The 16,028-nt window shown below is 69.8% G+C and carries 10 protein-coding genes; 8 read left to right on the top strand and 2 right to left on the bottom strand.

Annotated elements, in window-relative coordinates; all coding sequences use genetic code 11:
* The 3 genes from RT051_RS12475 to RT051_RS12465 all read left to right on the top strand — a co-directional run.
* Positions 1–885: FAD-dependent oxidoreductase (locus RT051_RS12475; RefSeq protein ID WP_313077209.1), on the top strand; the 885-nt coding region annotated here is incomplete at its 5' end.
* A 128-nt stretch (positions 886–1,013) separates the two neighbouring features.
* Positions 1,014–2,111: a cell division protein ZapE gene (gene zapE, locus RT051_RS12470; RefSeq protein ID WP_313077208.1), complete on the top strand. Its 1,098-nt coding sequence runs from the start codon at positions 1,014–1,016 to the stop codon at positions 2,109–2,111.
* Between the two features lie 2 nt (positions 2,112–2,113).
* Entirely contained in the window at positions 2,114–2,875 is a 762-nt protein-coding gene (locus RT051_RS12465) for a hypothetical protein (protein WP_313077207.1), read from the top strand.
* A gap of 83 nt (positions 2,876–2,958) precedes the next feature.
* Here RT051_RS12465 and RT051_RS12460 read toward each other — a convergent pair whose 3' ends face one another.
* On the bottom strand, positions 2,959–3,756 hold the full coding sequence (locus RT051_RS12460) for an outer membrane protein assembly factor BamD (RefSeq protein WP_313077206.1): 798 nt from the start codon (positions 3,754–3,756) through the stop codon (positions 2,959–2,961).
* Positions 3,757–3,902: 146 nt separating this feature from the next.
* On the opposite strand from RT051_RS12460, the gene dnaE reads away from it, so the two are divergent.
* The 3 genes from dnaE (at position 3,903) to clpA (ending at position 10,294) form a co-directional block, all read left to right on the top strand.
* Positions 3,903–7,454, top strand: coding sequence for a DNA polymerase III subunit alpha (dnaE, locus tag RT051_RS12455; RefSeq protein WP_313077205.1), 3,552 nt, complete (start codon positions 3,903–3,905; stop codon positions 7,452–7,454).
* A gap of 66 nt (positions 7,455–7,520) precedes the next feature.
* Complete coding sequence (clpS, locus tag RT051_RS12450; RefSeq protein WP_409520605.1) at positions 7,521–7,877, top strand: ATP-dependent Clp protease adapter ClpS; 357 nt, start codon at positions 7,521–7,523, stop codon at positions 7,875–7,877.
* A 68-nt stretch (positions 7,878–7,945) separates the two neighbouring features.
* Complete coding sequence (clpA, locus tag RT051_RS12445; RefSeq protein WP_313077202.1) at positions 7,946–10,294, top strand: ATP-dependent Clp protease ATP-binding subunit ClpA; 2,349 nt, start codon at positions 7,946–7,948, stop codon at positions 10,292–10,294.
* Between the two features lie 144 nt (positions 10,295–10,438).
* On the opposite strand, the gene RT051_RS12440 is transcribed toward clpA, so the two are convergent.
* Positions 10,439–11,833, bottom strand: a complete 1,395-nt coding sequence (locus RT051_RS12440; protein ID WP_409520604.1) for a lytic murein transglycosylase — start codon at positions 11,831–11,833, stop codon at positions 10,439–10,441.
* Positions 11,834–11,918: 85 nt separating this feature from the next.
* Here RT051_RS12440 and sbcB point away from each other — a divergent pair, with 85 nt between their 5' ends.
* Positions 11,919–13,361 (top strand): exodeoxyribonuclease I, encoded by a 1,443-nt coding sequence (sbcB, locus tag RT051_RS12435; protein ID WP_313077201.1) that lies wholly within the window; start codon positions 11,919–11,921, stop codon positions 13,359–13,361.
* Between the two features lie 114 nt (positions 13,362–13,475).
* The gene (locus RT051_RS12430; RefSeq protein WP_313077200.1) at positions 13,476–15,962 is read left to right on the top strand and encodes an AI-2E family transporter; all 2,487 of its coding nucleotides are present in this window, start codon (positions 13,476–13,478) and stop codon (positions 15,960–15,962) included.
* Positions 15,963–16,028 lie beyond the last annotated feature (66 nt).

Here is a 16,028-nt window from a genome sequence, read left to right as displayed (position 1 = left end):
CTGGGCGTCATCGGCTCGGGCGTGATCGGCCTGGAGATGGGCAGCGTCTGGCGCCGCCTGGGCTCGGATGTCACGGTGCTGGAGGGCCTGCCCACTTTCCTGGGTGCCGTCGATGAGCAGATCGCCCGGGAGGCGAAAAAGGCTTTCGACAAGCAGGGCCTGAAGGTCGAGCTGGGCGTGAAGATCAGCGAGGTCAAGAGCGCCAAGAAGGGCAAGGAGACGCGCATCACCGTGGCCTATGCCAACGCCCGGGGCGAGGAGCAAAAGCTCGAGGTGGACAAGCTCATCGTCTCCATCGGCCGCGTGCCCAACACCATCGGCCTGAACCCGGAGAACGTCGGCCTGCAGCTCGACGAGCGCGGCGCCATCGTGGTCGATGCCGACTGCAAGACCAACCTGCCCGGCGTCTGGGCCGTGGGCGACGTGGTGCGCGGCCCCATGCTGGCGCACAAGGCCGAAGAAGAAGGCGTGGCCGTGGCCGAGCGCATCGCCGGCCAGCACGGGCACGTCAACTTCAACACCATCCCCTGGGTCATCTACACCAGCCCCGAGATCGCCTGGGTCGGCCGCACCGAGCAGCAGCTCAAGGCCGACGGCGTGAAGTACAAGGCCGGCAGCTTCCCCTTCATGGCCAATGGCCGCGCGCGCGCCCTGGGCGACACCACCGGCATGGTGAAGTTCCTGGCCGATGCCGAGACCGACGAGATCCTGGGCGTGCACATGGTCGGCCCGATGGTCAGCGAGCTGATCGCCGAGGCCGTGGTAGCCATGGAGTTCAAGGCCAGCAGCGAGGACATCGCGCGCATCTGCCACGCGCACCCGTCGCTGTCGGAGGCAACCAAGGAAGCCGCGCTGGCCGTGGACAAGCGCACGCTGAACTTCTGAGGCCGCGTGGCCGCCCGGTGCGTGGCCGGCGCTGCGCATCGTCGCGGTGTCCAAATGACTATCAAATATGGCTCAAGCCCTTGCCCAGCAAGGGCTTGCAGCTATGAAAATCAAAGCAAGGACTCCCGGTGACAGTCAGGCAGGCCTATGAGGCGGAGCTCGCCGCCAAGGGCTTTTCGAGCGACCCGGCGCAGCTGCGCGCCGTGGACGCTCTGGAGCGCTGCGCGCAGGAATGGGGCGCCTACAAGCAGCGCCGCTCCAACGCGCTGAAGAAACTGATCCACCGCCCGGACATCCCCCAGGGCGTGTACATGTACGGCGGCGTGGGGCGCGGCAAGAGCTTTCTGATGGATTGCTTCTTCGACGCCGTCCCCCTGAAGCGCAAGGTGCGCCTGCATTTCCACGAATTCATGCGCGAGGTGCATCGCGAGCTGGCCGTGCTGCAGGGCCAGCAGAACCCGCTGGATGTGCTGGGCGCGCGCATCGCCCGCCGCTACAAGCTGATCTGCTTCGACGAGTTTCACGTCGCCGATATCACCGACGCCATGATCCTGCACCGCCTGCTGGTGGCGCTGTGGGACAACGGGGTGGGTTTCGTGACCACGTCCAACTTCCGACCCGACGACCTGTACCCCGACGGCCTGCACCGCGACCGCATCCTGCCGGCCATCGCCCTGCTCAATGAGCGCATGGAGGTGGTCAACGTGGACAACGGCACCGACTACCGGCGCCGCACGCTGGAGAACGCGCAGCTCTACCACTGTCCGCTCGGCCCCGAGGCCGAGGCCGCCATGGCCCGGACGTTCGACCTGTTGGCCTCGGGCCGCGACGAGGACCCGGTGTTGCACATCGAGGCGCGCGAGATCCGCACGCTGCGGCGGGCGGGAGGCGTGGTCTGGTTCGATTTTCGCGAGCTGTGCATGGGCCCGCGCTCGCAGAACGACTACCTGGAGATCGCCTCGCAGTTCCACACCGTGCTGCTGTCCAACGTGCCGCACATGCCGGTCAACATGGCCTCGCCCGCGCGGCGCTTCACCTGGCTGGTGGACGTGCTCTACGACCGGCGCGTCAAGCTGATCCTGTCGGCCGCCGTGCCGCCCGAGGAGCTCTACACCGAAGGGCCCCTGGCGCACGAGTTTCCGCGCACCGTCTCGCGGCTGCAGGAGATGCAGTCGCACGAATACCTGGCGCTGGAGCGCCGGGTGGTCGATACGGGGCTGACCTGACCATGGGTGCCTGGCCCCGGTCCTTTCCTCGCGCCCGCCCGCAAGGGTGGCTGGGGGTGGCCCTGCGGGCCGGGCTGCTTGCCGGGGCCGTGGCGGCCCTGCCGGCCGCCCGGGCCCAGACTGCGCAAGGGGCGGACCCGGCCGCCGACCTGGCGGCCCGCCAACAGGCGCGCCGCGCCGAGCTGCAGGCCGAGCGTGACGCGGTGCAGGCCGGGCTGGCCCGGCAGGAGGCCGCCTGCTACCAGCGCTTTGCCGTCAACGACTGCCTGCGGCGCGTGCGCGCCGATGCCAGAGCGCAGGAGGAGGTGCTGCGCCAGGAGCAGCTGCACATCGACGACGCCCTGCGCCGCGACAAGGCCGAGCGGCGTCAGCAGGCCGGCGCCGAGAAGAAGCCGGGGGAGCCGGCGCCCGCAGCGGCCCGGGAGGTTCCGCGTGCGGCGCCGGATGCAGCCCGGACCGACGGTGCGCAGTCAGAGAAGCCAACGACCGGGCCGGCCAGTCAGGCGGCTCGCCCCGGCACGGTGCGCAGCACCCCGCCTGCAGGCCGGCCGCGTGCTGCGCGCGAGCGCCCCGCCATCAGCGAGGCAGAGCGGCAGGCCGAAGCCGAGCAAGGCGCCCGGGCGCGTGAGCGGTTCGAGGCCAAGCAGGAGAGGGCCCGGCAGCGCCGCCAGGCGTACGAGCGCCGCCGCGCCGAGGATGCGGCCGCCGGCAGGACGCCGCCCGCGCCGCTGCCGGCTCCAGCCCCAGGAGACGTGCAGCCCTGAAGGCTCGTCCGTTCAGGCGGGCACTCTTCCTGGGAGACCCTGGTTACCAGGGTCGGAGGGGGGTCAGAAGCCTGGGCATCTGCTCACCAGAGCTTCCACCACGGGTCCTTCTTGGCGCGAAAGCCCTGTTGCAGCAGCGTCGTCTGGGGGTAGGAGGCCAGCAGCACGCGGCGGGCGTCGTCGCGCAGCTGCGGCATGTCCAGCGCGTCGTAGGAGCGCACCAGGATGTAGAGCGCCTCTTCGGTCGCCGGCACGTCCTTGTACTCGGCGATGGCGCTCTGCGCCCGGCCGACGGCGGCCACGTAGGCGCCGCGCTCGAAGTAGTAGCGCGCCACGTGCACTTCGTACTGGGCCAGCGAATTGACGATGTAGGTCATGCGCTGGCGTGCATCGGGCGTGTAGCGCGACTCGGGAAAGCGTGTGACCAGTTCGCGGAAGGCCTCGTACGAGTCCTTGGCGGCCTTCTGGTCGCGCTCGGACAGGTCCTGGCGCGAGACCCAGGAGAACAGCCCGAGGTCGTCATTGAAGTTGACCACGCCCTTCAGGTAGAGCGCGTAGTCGTAGGCGGGGCTGGCCGGGTGCAGCTTCATGAAGCGGTCCAGCGTGGCAATCGCCTGGGCCTTCTCGCCGCCCTTGTACTGGGCGTAGGCCTTCTCCAGCTGCGCCTGCTGGGCCAGGGGCGTGCCGGCGGCGCGGCCCTCCAACTTCTCCAGCAGGGGCACCGCCTTGTCGTAGGCGCCGCCGCTCAGCTCGTCGCGCGCCTCGGAGTAGATCTTGTCCGGGCTCCAGCCGGCCGTCTTGTCTTCGGTGGTGCTGGAGCAGGCGGCCAGCACGGCGGCGGCCAGCAGGGCGGGCATCAGGGTCGGTGAAAAACGCGGCATGGCAGCTCTCGGGCAGTGAGGACGACGGGGCCGGCTTCGGCCCTCGGCCATGCGCGCCAGCAGGCGCCGGCATGGCGAAACGGTGCATTGTATTGAGGATGTGCCAGCCTCCGACGCGGGCATGGCGGGGTTTCTACAATCGCCCGATGTTCGTTCACCTGCGCCTGCACACCGAGTTTTCCGTCGTGGACGGCACCGTCCGTATCGGTGAAATCATCAAGGCCGCGGCCGCCGATGGCCAGCCCGCCATGGCGATCACCGACCTGAACAATCTGTTCGGTGCCATCAAGTTCTATCGTGAGGGGCGCGGCAAGGGCGTCAAGCCCCTGATCGGCGCAGAAGTCACGCTCGAGGGCGAAGCGGGCGCTCCCGCCCCGCGCCTGCTCCTGCTGGCGCAGGATCGCCAGGGCTACCTGAACCTGTGCGAGCTGCTGGCGCGTGCCTGGACGCGCAACGTGGTGCGCGACCTGCCGCTGTGCACCTGGGACTGGCTCGGGGAACTGGGCGCCGGCCTGATCGTGCTGTCCGGCGCGCAGGCCGGGCCTGTAGGGCAGGCGCTCATGAAGGGCGCAGGCGAGGCCGCCGAGGCCTGCGCGCTGCGCCTGGCGGCGTTTTTTCCCGGGCGCTTCTACATTGAGCTGCAGCGCGCTGGCCGCGCCGACGACGAGGCCCACGTGGCGGCGGCCGTGCCGCTGGCCGCGCGGCTGGCGCTGCCGGTGGTGGCCACGCACCCCATCCAGTTCATCACCGCGGACGACTACGACGCGCACGAGGCCCGCGTGTGCATTGCCGAGGGCGAGATCCTGGCCAACCCGCGTCGCGTGCGCCGCTTCACGCGCGAGCAGCATTTCAAGACCGCCGCCGAGATGCGCGAGCTGTTCGCCGACCTGCCCTCGGCCCTGGCCAACAGCGGGGAAATCGCGCGCCGCTGCAATCTGACGCTGGTGCTGGGCAAGCCCCAGCTGCCGCACTTTCCGACGCCGGGCGGCATGCCCATCGAGGACTATTTCCGCCAATCCTCGCACGAGGGCCTGCAGGAGCGCCTGGCGCATCTGTACCCCGACGCGGCCGAGCGCGAGCGCCAGCGCCCGCGCTACGAGCAGCGGCTGGAGTTCGAGCTCGGCACCATCGTCAACATGGGCTTTCCCGGCTACTTCCTGATCGTGGGGGACTTCATCCAGTGGGCCAAGGCCAACGGCTGTCCGGTGGGGCCGGGCCGGGGCTCGGGCGCGGGCTCGCTGGTGGCGTATGCGCTGAAGATCACCGACCTCGATCCGCTGCAGTACAACCTGCTGTTCGAGCGCTTCCTGAATCCGGAGCGGGTGTCCATGCCCGACTTCGACATCGATTTCTGCCAGTCCAACCGCGACCGCGTCATCGACTACGTCAAGGACAAGTACGGCAAGGAGGCGGTGAGCCAGATCGCCACCTTCGGCACCATGGCGGCCAAGGCGGCGATCCGCGACGTGGGCCGCGTCATGGACATGAGCTACATGTTCTGCGACGGCATCTCGAAACTGGTACCCGGCAAACCCGGCCAGACCTACACCCTGGCCTATCCGCCCGAGGTGAAGAAGGACGGCGACAAGAACAACTACGCCCTGGAGCTCGAGCCGCAGCTGTACGAGCGCGTGCGCAAGGAAGAGGACGTGCGCACCATCATCGAGATGGCGCAAAAGCTCGAGGGCATGACGCGCAACATCGGCATGCACGCCGGGGGCGTGCTGATCGCGCCGGGCAAGCTGACCGATTTTTGCCCGCTCTACCAGCAGCCCGGCAGCGAGTCGGCGGTGAGCCAGTACGACAAGGACGACGTCGAGGCCATCGGCCTGGTGAAGTTCGACTTTCTGGGCCTGGCCACGCTGACCATCCTGGAGATCGCGCGGGGGCTCATCCAGCGGCGCCACAAGGGTCAGGAGGATTTCTGCTTCGAGAACGTGCCGCTGGACGACGCGCGCACCTACCGGCTGTTTGCCGATGGCCGCACCGAGGCAGTGTTCCAGTTCGAAAGCCGCGGCATGCAGGGCATGCTGAAAGAGGCGCGCCCGAGCCGGCTGGAGGACCTGATCGCGCTCAACGCCCTGTACCGCCCGGGCCCCATGGATTTGATCCCCAGCTTCGTGAACCGCAAACACGGCAAGGAGGTGGTGGAATATCCGCACCCGCTGGTCGAGCCGGTGCTGTCGGAGACCTACGGCATCATGGTCTACCAGGAGCAGGTCATGCAGACCGCCCAGGTGCTGGGCGGCTACAGCCTGGGCGGCGCCGACATGCTGCGCCGCGCCATGGGCAAGAAGAAGCCCGAGGAGATGGCCGAGCACCGCGAGCTGTTCCGCAAGGGCGCGGCCGAGAAGGGCATCGGCGAGGCCCAGGCCGACGAGGTCTTCGACCTGATGGAGAAGTTTGCCGGCTACGGCTTCAACAAGTCGCACGCCGCCGCCTATTCGCTGCTGGCCTATCACACGGGCTGGCTGAAGGTGCACTACACGGCCGAGTTCTACTGCGCCAACATGACCGTGGAAATGGACGACACGGACAAGCTCAAGGTGCTGTACGAGGACGCGGTCAAGCACTTCGGCATCCGCTTCGAGCCGCCCGACATCAACCGCGGCGGCTACCGTTTCGAGCCCGTGACCGACCAGGTCATCCGCTATGGCCTGGGCGCCGTCAAGGGCACGGGCCAGCAGGCCATCGAAGCCATCATCGCCGCGCGCGAAGGGCGGGGCGTGGGCCCCCGGGCCGACGTCTGCGGGCCGTTCGCCAGCCTGTACGACTTCTGCGTGCGCGTGGATCGCACGCGCATCAACAAGCGCACCGTGGAGGCGCTCATCAAGGCCGGCGCCTTCGACCGTCTGCACGAGGACCGCGCGCAGCTCGTCGCCTCCATCGACCGGGCCTTCGATTTCGCCAACGCGCAGCTGGCCAACGCCAACCAGGGCGGCCTGTTCGACATGATGGGCGAGGACGCGGTCGGCTCCAGCACCCAGGAGCCCGAGCTGGCCACCGCTCCCCCCTGGGGCGTGCGCGAGCGGCTCATGCAGGAGAAGGCCGCCGTGGGCTTCTATCTCTCGGGCCACCTGTTCGACGAGGTCGAGCCCGAGGTGCGCCGCTTCGTGCGCACGCCCATCGGCGAGCTGGCTGACAGCCGCGAGCCCCAGGCCGTGGCCGGCATCGTGAGCGACTTTCGCACCATCAACGGCCAGCGCGGCCGGCTGGCGCTGTTCAAGCTGGAGGACCGCTCCGGCGCCATCGAGGCCTCAGCCGACGAGGCGGTCATTACTGCGGCCGGGGCGCTTTTGCGCGACGACGAGTTCGTGGTGGCCCAGGGGCGCCTGCAGCTCGACCATTTCAGCGGCGGCCTGCGCCTGAAGGTCCAGCAGGTGTGGGGGCTGGCGGACGCGCGCGCGCGCTTTGGCCGCTACCTGCACGTGGCCGGGCCGGTGCAGCCGGACGTGGCCGCCATCGTGCGCGCTTACCCGCCCCGGCGCGAGGAGACCGCGCACGGCGAGGTGCTGAGCCACGGCCTGCGCGTACGCCTGAGCCTGGTGTGCAGCACACCCGAGGGCCAGGCCACGGCCGAGCTGCAGCTGGGCGACGGCAGCCGCTTCTACCCCTGCGACGCGGCGCTCGCGGCCTGGACTGCACAAGCCGGCACGGGCCACGTGAACGTGGTGTACGAGCAGGCCGAGATTGCTTGAAAAACGCCGTTTCGGCGCCAATTGCCTTGGGTCCGCGTCAGCGGGCCGCTCGCTAGAATGAATTTCATGGCAACCCTTCCCCCCCCGCAGCCTCCGGCGCGGCCGCAGGCCCCGTCCCGCGACAGCGGCGACTCGGTCGTCCTGGAGCGGCGGCCCCAGAAAACCCAGCCGCCGCAGATGTACCAGGTCGTCATGCTCAACGACGACTACACACCGATGGAGTTCGTGGTCGTGGTCCTACAGGAGTTCTTCAACAAGGATCGCGAAGCGGCCACGCGCATCATGCTCAAGATTCACCTCGACGGAAAAGGCGTGTGCGGGGTCTATTCCCGTGACGTCGCCGCCACGAAGGTGGAGCAGGTGCTCGACGCGGCCCGCCAGGCAGGCCATCCTTTGCAATGCCTGAGTGAGCCCGTTGAATAACAGGCTTTTGCACCCGAACTACAGTCGATTCCACAAGCCCACAAGCGCAAGCACAAAGGAGTTCTCACATGATTGCCCAGGAACTGGAAGTCAGCTTGCACATGGCCTTCGTCGAGGCCCGTCAGCAGCGCCACGAGTTCATCACCGTGGAGCATCTGCTGCTTGCATTGCTCGATAACCCCAGCGCAGCCGAGGTGCTGCGCGCGTGCGCCGCAAACCTTGACGACCTGCGCGCATCGCTGACCAACTTCATCAAGGACAACACCCCGCAGGTGGCCGGCACCGACGAGGTGGATACCCAGCCCACGCTGGGCTTCCAGCGCGTCATCCAGCGCGCCATCATGCACGTGCAGTCCACCGGCAACGGCAAGAAGGAAGTGACCGGCGCCAACGTGCTGGTCGCCATCTATGGCGAGAAGGACTCGCACGCCGTCTACTACCTGCACCAGCAGGGCGTCACGCGCCTGGACGTGGTCAACTTCATCGCCCACGGCATCAGGAAGGGCGAGAGCGCCGAGCCCGCCAAGCCCGAAACCCAGGCCGAGGCCGAGGAGGGCACGCAGGGCGAGCGCAGCGAGAAGGCCTCGCCGCTGGAGCAATACACGCAAAACCTCAACCAGGCCGCCAAGGACGGGCGCATCGACCCGCTGATCGGACGCAACTACGAGGTCGAGCGCACCATCCAGATCCTGTGCCGCCGGCGCAAGAACAACCCGCTGCTGGTGGGCGAGGCCGGCGTGGGCAAGACCGCCATCGCCGAAGGCCTGGCCTGGCGCATCACCCAGGGCGACGTGCCGGAGATCCTGGCCGAAGCCACCGTGTATTCGCTCGACATGGGCGCGCTCTTGGCCGGCACCAAGTACCGCGGCGACTTCGAGCAGCGCTTGAAGGGCGTCTTGAAGAGCCTCAAGGACAAGCCCAACGCGGTGCTGTTCATCGACGAGATCCACACGCTGATCGGCGCCGGCGCCGCCTCGGGCGGCACGCTCGATGCGTCCAACCTGCTCAAGCCTGCGCTGTCTTCGGGCCAGCTCAAGTGCATTGGCGCCACCACCTTCACCGAGTACCGCGGCATCTTCGAAAAAGACGCGGCGCTGTCGCGGCGCTTCCAGAAGGTGGACGTGGTCGAGCCCACGGTGGCCGAGACCATCGACATCCTGAAGGGCCTGAAATCGCGCTTCGAGGAGCACCACAGCGTCAAGTACGCCGCCGCCGCGCTGCAGGCCGCAGCCGAGCTGTCGGCCAAGTACATCAACGACCGCCACCTGCCCGACAAGGCCATCGACGTGATCGACGAGGCCGGCGCCGCGCAGCGCATCCTGACGCCATCCAAGCGTAAGAAGACCATCGGCAAGGGCGAGATCGAGGAGATCGTGGCGAAGATCGCCCGCATCCCGCCCGCCAACGTCAGCAACGACGACCGCAGCAAGCTGCAGACGCTCGAGCGTGACTTGAAGAGCGTGGTCTTCGGCCAGGACAAGGCGCTGGAGGTGCTGGCCGCCGCCGTGAAGATGGCGCGCTCGGGCCTGGGCAAGGGCGACAAGCCGATCGGCTCCTTCCTGTTCTCCGGCCCCACGGGCGTGGGCAAGACCGAAGCGGCCAAGCAGCTCGCCTACATCATGGGCGTGGACCTGATCCGCTTCGACATGTCCGAGTACATGGAGCGCCACGCCGTGAGCCGCCTGATCGGCGCGCCCCCGGGCTACGTGGGCTTCGACCAGGGCGGCCTGCTGACCGAGGCGGTCACCAAGAAGCCGCACTCGGTGCTGCTGCTCGACGAGATGGAGAAGGCGCACCCGGACATCTTCAACGTGCTGCTGCAGGTCATGGACCACGGCACGCTGACGGACAACAACGGCCGCAAGGCGGATTTCCGCAACGTCATCCTGATCATGACGACCAACGCCGGCGCCGAGACCATGAACAAGGCGACCATCGGCTTCACCAACCCGCGCCAGGCGGGCGACGAAATGGCCGACATCAAGCGCCTGTTCACGCCCGAGTTCAGGAACCGCCTGGACGCGATCGTGAACTTCAAGGCGCTGGACGAGCAGGTCATCCTGCGCGTGGTGGACAAGTTCCTGCTGCAACTGGAAACCCAGCTGGCCGAGAAGAAGGTCGAAGTCACCTTCAGCGACCCGCTGCGCAAGCACCTCGCCAAGAAGGGCTTCGATCCGCTGATGGGCGCGCGCCCGATGCAGCGCTTGATCCAGGACATGATCCGCAAGGCGCTGGCCGACGAACTGCTCTTTGGCCGGCTTACCGACGGCGGTCGCCTGTCGGTGGACATCGAGTCCAGCACCGACGACAAGGGCACCGAAACGGCCGAGGTCAAGCTGGACATCCAGGCGCTGCCCAGGAAGGAGCGCGGCGCCAAGGCCGAGCCGGCCGAGCCGGAAGAGGCCACGGCCGACTGATGGGCAACTGAGGGGCGACTGAAGGGCTCCCAGGCCCTTCGGCCACCACGAAAGACCGCAGCAGTCGCTGCGGTTTTTTTATGAAAAAACGCCGTTTCCCGGCGCCAGTGCTGGAGGCATAGCTATGCAACTGGGAGCATTGCGTCAACGTCCGGGCAGCTTCAGCAGCAGTTCGCGCGTGGCAAAGCCGTCGGCGGGCAGGCGCAGGCTCTGCTGCAGGCGACGCACGCCGGCGCGCGTGGCCGGGCCCAGCACGCCGTCGGCTTCGCCCACGTCCAGGCCGCGCGCATTCAGCTCTTCCTGCAGCTGGCGCACCTCGGTGCGCGACAGCGGCTTCAAGTCGCGCGGCCAGGGTGCCTGCAGGCCCGTGCCGCCGTCGATCTGGCGCGCCAGCAGCCCCACCGCTAGAGCGTAGCTGTTGGAGTTGTTGTAGCGCAGCAGCGCGCGGAAATTGCTGCCCACCAGCACGGCGGGGCCGCGCGCGCCGGCAGGCGCCAGCACCGATGCGCCGGCCAGCGCCGGCAGCGTGCCCGCGCCCGTGGGGCGCACGCCTTCGGCGGCCCAGGCGCTGCTGTCCTGGCGCACGCTCAGCTCGGCGCGGGCGTAGTCGAAGCCCTCGGGCAGCCGCACCTCCACGCCCCAGGGCTCACCCGGTGTCCAGCCCGAATGCGCGAGGAAGTTGGCCGTGGAGGCGACCACGTCCGGAATGCTGCGCCAGATGTCGCGCCGGCCGTCGCCGTCGGCATCCACCGCGTGGGCCAGGAACACCGAGGGCAGGAACTGCGTGTGCCCCATGGCCCCGGCCCAGGAGCCGATCAGGGCGTCGGCCGCGATCTCGCCCGACTCCACGATGCGCATGGCCGCCAGCAGCTCGCGGCTGGCCCACTCGCGGCGCCGGCCTTCATAGGCCAGCGTGGCCAGGGCATCGATGGTGCGGAAGTTGCCGAAGTTGCGGCCGTAGTCGCTCTCCATGCCCCAGATGGCGGTGACGATGCTGGCCGGCACGCCGTAGCGCGCCGCCGCCGCGTCCAGCGCCCGGGCGTTGGCGCGGCGCTGGCTGCGCCCTTCGGCCACGCGTTCGCGCGACAGGGCGCTGTCCAGATAGGCCCAGGGCGGGCGTGTGAACTCCGGCTGGGCCCGGTCGAGCTGCAGCACCTGCGGCAGGAACTGCGCCTGGCCCAGCGTGGCGTGCACCGTCGCGGCGCCGATGCCGGCGCCCTGCGCCGTGGGTGCGAAAGCCTCCACCCAGGCGCGAAAGCCCGCCGCGTCCAGAGGCGCCCGGGCGGGTGCCCGCACCCCGGCCGAAGCCGGCGCGGGGGCCGCGGCCTCGGTGCGTGCGGGCGGGGCCGCCACCGGCAGCAGGGCGGGCGCCGGCAGGGCCGCGGCGGCCGCAGGCCCCTGCAGCGCCGGCAGGGGCACCGCCGGTGGCGCGGCGGGTGCGCTGGCGGCGCAGCCCAGCATGGCGTTCAGGCCCGCCAGCGCAAGGCAGCCGGCGGCGAGGCGAAGGGGAGGCGGGAGCAGGGTTTGGGAGCGGTGCATGGGCGCCGATTGTGCCGGCGCCGCGCGGGCATACTCGCCAGACAACTGCGCCCGGTACGGGCGGCCAGTGTTTTTTTTCCTGCCCATGCACACCTTCCTCTGGCACGACTACGAAACCTTCGGCGCCCAGCCGCGCCGCGACCGACCGGCGCAGTTCGCCGCCATCCGCACCGACGCCGAGCTCAACGAGATCGGCTCGCCCCTGATGCTCTACTGCCGCCCGGCCACCGACTATCTGCCCGAGCCCGAGGCCTGCCTGATCACCGGCATCACCCCGCAGCTGTGCCTGGAGCGCGGCGTGCCCGAGCACGAGTTCGCCCGGCGCATCGAGGCCGAGATGGCCCTGCCCGGCACCATCGGGGTGGGCTACAACACCATCCGCTTCGACGACGAGGTCACGCGCTTCCTGTTCTGGCGCAACCTGCTCGACCCCTACGCCCGCGAGTGGCAGAACCAGTGCGGTCGCTGGGACCTGCTGGACGTCGTGCGCCTGGCCTACGCGCTGCGCCCGGACGGCATCGTCTGGCCCACCGGCGAAGACGGGCGGCCCAGCTTCAGACTGGAACTGCTCACCCGCGCCAATGGCTTGGCCCACGAGGCGGCGCACGATGCGCTGTCGGACGTGCGCGCCACCATCGCCCTGGCGCGGCTGATCCGCGAGCACCAGCCGCGACTGTTCGACTATGCGCTGTCGCTGCACAAAAAAGACCGCGTGGCCGCCGAGCTGCGCCTGCCCGCCACGGCCGACACGGCGCGGCCCTTCCTGCACGTCTCGGGCATGTTCGGCACCGAGCGCGGCTGCCTGGCGCTGATGTGGCCCCTGGCCAGCCACCCGACCAACCGCAATGAACTGCTGGCCTGGGACCTGGCGCACGACCCCGCGGGCCTTGCCGACCTGGACGTGGAAACTCTGCGCCTGCGCCTGTTCACCCGCGCGGCCGAGCTGCCTGAGGGGGTGAGCCGGCTGCCGGTCAAGTCGGTGCACCTGAACAAATCGCCCATGGTGGTGGGCAACCTGAACACGCTCACGCCGCAGCTGGCCGGCCGCTGGGGCATCGACCTGGTGCAGGCCGCGCGCCACGCCGAGGCAGCACGCGGCCTGCCCGACATGAGCGCGACCTGGGCGGCAGTGTTCGAGCGCGGGGCGCAGGCGCAGGCCCTCGACGTGGACCAGGACCTGTACGGCGGCTTCGTCGGCAACGAGGACCGGCGCCGCCTGCAGCGCCTGCGCGAGCTGCCTGCCGACGAGCTGGCGCTGGCCCGTCCGGGGTTCGACGACCCGCGCCTGGCCGAGCTGGTGTGGCGCTACCGCGCGCGCAACTTTCCGGAAACCCTGGGCGCGGCCGAGCGCCAGCGCTGGGAGGCGCACCGCGCCGCCGTGCTGCTGCAGGGTCAGGGCGGAGGGCTTACGTTCGATACCCTGTCCGAACGCCTGGACAGCCTGGCCGAGCAGGCCGACGAGCGCGGCCAGGCCATCCTGGAAGCGCTCTACGACTGGGCCGAAGCCCTGGCGCCCGAGATGCAGTAAGCCGCCGCCCGGGCCTTGGGTCCTTGGCCGTAGGCAGCAGCGCGCCTTGACCTACAGCCACCGCGCCGGGCGGCTGCGGACAATCGCCTGGATTCCCCCAGAGAAAAGCCCAGCATGCCCCGCAGCGAACCCCCTCCCGGCGCCAGCGCGCCCGCGCCAGCGGCCGGGGCGCCCGGCCGCGAGGCACTGACCTTGATGAGCCTGGTGCCCAGCCTGCGCTTCATGGCCGGGCTGGTCATCGCGGCGCTCATCATCCTGGGCCTCTACACGGGCCGCACCATCCTGGTGCCGCTGGCGCTGGCCTTCCTCCTGAGCTTCGTGCTCGATCCGCTGGTGGTGCGCCTCAAGCGCGTGGGCATACCGCGCCTGGCCGCGGTGCTGCTGGTGGTGGCGGCCACGCTGTCGGTGCTGGGGGTGACGGCGGTGTTCGTCACCAACGAGGCGCGCGTGCTCAGCGAGCAGCTGCCCTCCTACCAGAACACCATCCGCAAAAAGCTGCGCAGCCTGGCGCAGCAGCTGCGCGCCCCCGGCATGTTCGAGGGCGCCAAGCGCACTCTGGACATCGTACAAAGCGAAGTGGAGGCGGCCACGCCGCCGCGCCGCGCCACGCCCGGCCAGGGTAGGGCGGTGCAGCAGGTGCAGGTGCAGCCGCGCGAGCTGACCCCCGCGCAGCAGGCGCTGGCGGCGTTCGACGCGCTCAAGCGCCCGGCCACCGACGCCGGCCTGGTGCTGGTCTTCGTCATCTTCATCCTGCTCGACCGCGTGGACCTGCGCGACCGGCTGCTGCGCCTGCTGGGCGGCAACCTGCATCGCGCCACCGACGCCATGGACGAGGCGGGCGCGCGCATATCGCGCTACCTCATCATGCAGCTGACGGTGAACGTCAGCTACGGCATACCGATGGCGCTGGGCCTGTGGGCCATTGGCGTGCCGGGGGCCTTCCTGTGGGGGGCGCTGGCCGGGCTGATGCGCTTCGTGCCCTATGTCGGGGCCTTCGTCGCGGCTCTGTTTCCGGTGACTCTCGCCTTTGCCGTGCACCCGGGCTGGAGCCTGGTGATGTGGACCATCGGCCTGATCCTGGTGCTGGAGCTGATCAGCAACAACATCATCGAGCCCTGGCTATATGGCGCCAGCACCGGGCTGTCCATCCTGTCGCTGATCGTCGCGGCCACCTTCTGGGCGACGCTGTGGGGGCCGGTGGGGCTGATCATGTCCACCCCGCTTACCGTATGCCTGCTGGTCATCGGCCGCTACCTGCCGCAGCTGGCCTTCCTGGACATTCTGCTGGGCAGCCAGCCCGTGCTGGACGAGCCCACGCGCATCTATCAGCGCCTGCTGGCCGGCGACCCGGAAGAGGCCATCGAGCTGAGCGCGGCGCAGATCGATCAGTTCAAGGGCTCGGTGCCGGCGTTCTATGGCCAGGTGGCGCTACCGGTGCTGCGCATGGCCATGGGCGACCACATGCGCGTGGCCACGCCCGAGCACCGGCTGCGCCTGTTCCAGGGCATGGACGAGCTGCTCGACGACCTGCAGGAGCAATACCCCCCGCCCGCTCCCGTGGCCGCCGCCATGGACGCCGCGCACGGCTCCATCGTGTGCCTGGGCGGCAAGTGGGAGCTGGACCACATCGCCGCCCGCATGGCGGCCCACGCACTGGCCCTGCAGGGCTGGTCCACGCAGACGCGCGCCTTCGGTGCGCTCACGGCCGAGCACCTGGACAGCCTGGCGCTGGACGGCGTGCAGGTCGTGTGCGTGGTGTGGCTGGCGCCCGACCCGGTGGCGGCGGCGCGCCACTTCTGCCGACGCCTGCAGCGGCGCTGGCCGCGCGTGCGCATCGTGCTGGCGCTGTGGGGCGAGCTGCTGGAGCCGGTGGAGCAGGACGCGGCCCGGCCGCTGGGCGCCGACGTGGTGACGCTGACCCTGGCCGAGACGCTGGCGCGCGTGGGCGAGCTGCAGGGCCTGCGCCTGGGCGAGGGCTTCGAGGAGGCGCCCATCCCCAAGGACGACGCGGCGCGCGTCCAGGCCCTGCGGGCCAGCGGCGTGTTGGGCAGCGCCGAGGTGCGCCAGGTCTGCCTGCACACGGCCAAGCGCGCCGCCGACATCTTTGACGTGCAGCAGGCCATGGTCTCGCTGGTGGACAGCGACACGCAGCAGGCGCTGTGCAGTTATGGCCGGCTGGTGGCCTCGTCGGACGGCCCCCAGGTGCAGGAGGGCGAGGAGGACGAAGGCCGGCAGGCCAGCACGCCGCGGCGCCTGTCGCCCTGCGCCCACGTGGTGGCGCAGGGCCAGCCCATGGTGGTGGCCGACGTGGGGCGCGACGCGCGCTTTGCCGGTAACCCGGTGCTGCGCGAGCGCGGCGTGCGCTTTTATGCCGGCGCGCCGCTGCGCGACGACGCCGGCCATGTGCTGGGCGCCCTGTGCCTGATGGACACGCGCCCGCGCGCGTTCGACCCGCGCGAGCTGCGCCTGCTGCAGGCGATGGCGGACGACCTGACAGCCAGCTGGCGGGGGACGACGGGCGCCGCGCCCGTCGCGCCGTCCCCGGTGCCCCCCCCCGAGCCGGCCGAGCCGTCGGCAACGGTGGGGCAGGTCGTGCCGTGATGCGGTGCGCTTATTTGGTGCCGAAGATGCGGTCGCCCGCGTCGCCCAGGCCGGGCAGGATGTAGC

The organism is Melaminivora sp., assembly GCF_032059615.1.
Classification (GTDB): Bacteria; Pseudomonadota; Gammaproteobacteria; order Burkholderiales; family Burkholderiaceae_C; genus Melaminivora.
This window is presented reverse-complemented; position numbering and strand designations above follow the sequence as displayed.

Excerpts from the sequence above, each read along its gene's own strand:
- RT051_RS12465 (WP_313077207.1), top strand. The coding sequence starts at position 2,114 with ATGGGTGCCTGGCCCCGGTCCTTTCCTCGCGCCCGCCCGCAAGGGTGG.
- RT051_RS12460 (WP_313077206.1), bottom strand. The coding sequence starts at position 3,756 with ATGCCGCGTTTTTCACCGACCCTGATGCCCGCCCTGCTGGCCGCCGCC.
- dnaE (WP_313077205.1), top strand. The coding sequence starts at position 3,903 with ATGTTCGTTCACCTGCGCCTGCACACCGAGTTTTCCGTCGTGGACGGC.
- clpS (WP_409520605.1), top strand. The coding sequence starts at position 7,521 with ATGGCAACCCTTCCCCCCCCGCAGCCTCCGGCGCGGCCGCAGGCCCCG.
- clpA (WP_313077202.1), top strand. The coding sequence starts at position 7,946 with ATGATTGCCCAGGAACTGGAAGTCAGCTTGCACATGGCCTTCGTCGAG.
- RT051_RS12440 (WP_409520604.1), bottom strand. The coding sequence starts at position 11,833 with ATGCACCGCTCCCAAACCCTGCTCCCGCCTCCCCTTCGCCTCGCCGCC.
- sbcB (WP_313077201.1), top strand. The coding sequence starts at position 11,919 with ATGCACACCTTCCTCTGGCACGACTACGAAACCTTCGGCGCCCAGCCG.
- RT051_RS12430 (WP_313077200.1), top strand. The coding sequence starts at position 13,476 with ATGCCCCGCAGCGAACCCCCTCCCGGCGCCAGCGCGCCCGCGCCAGCG.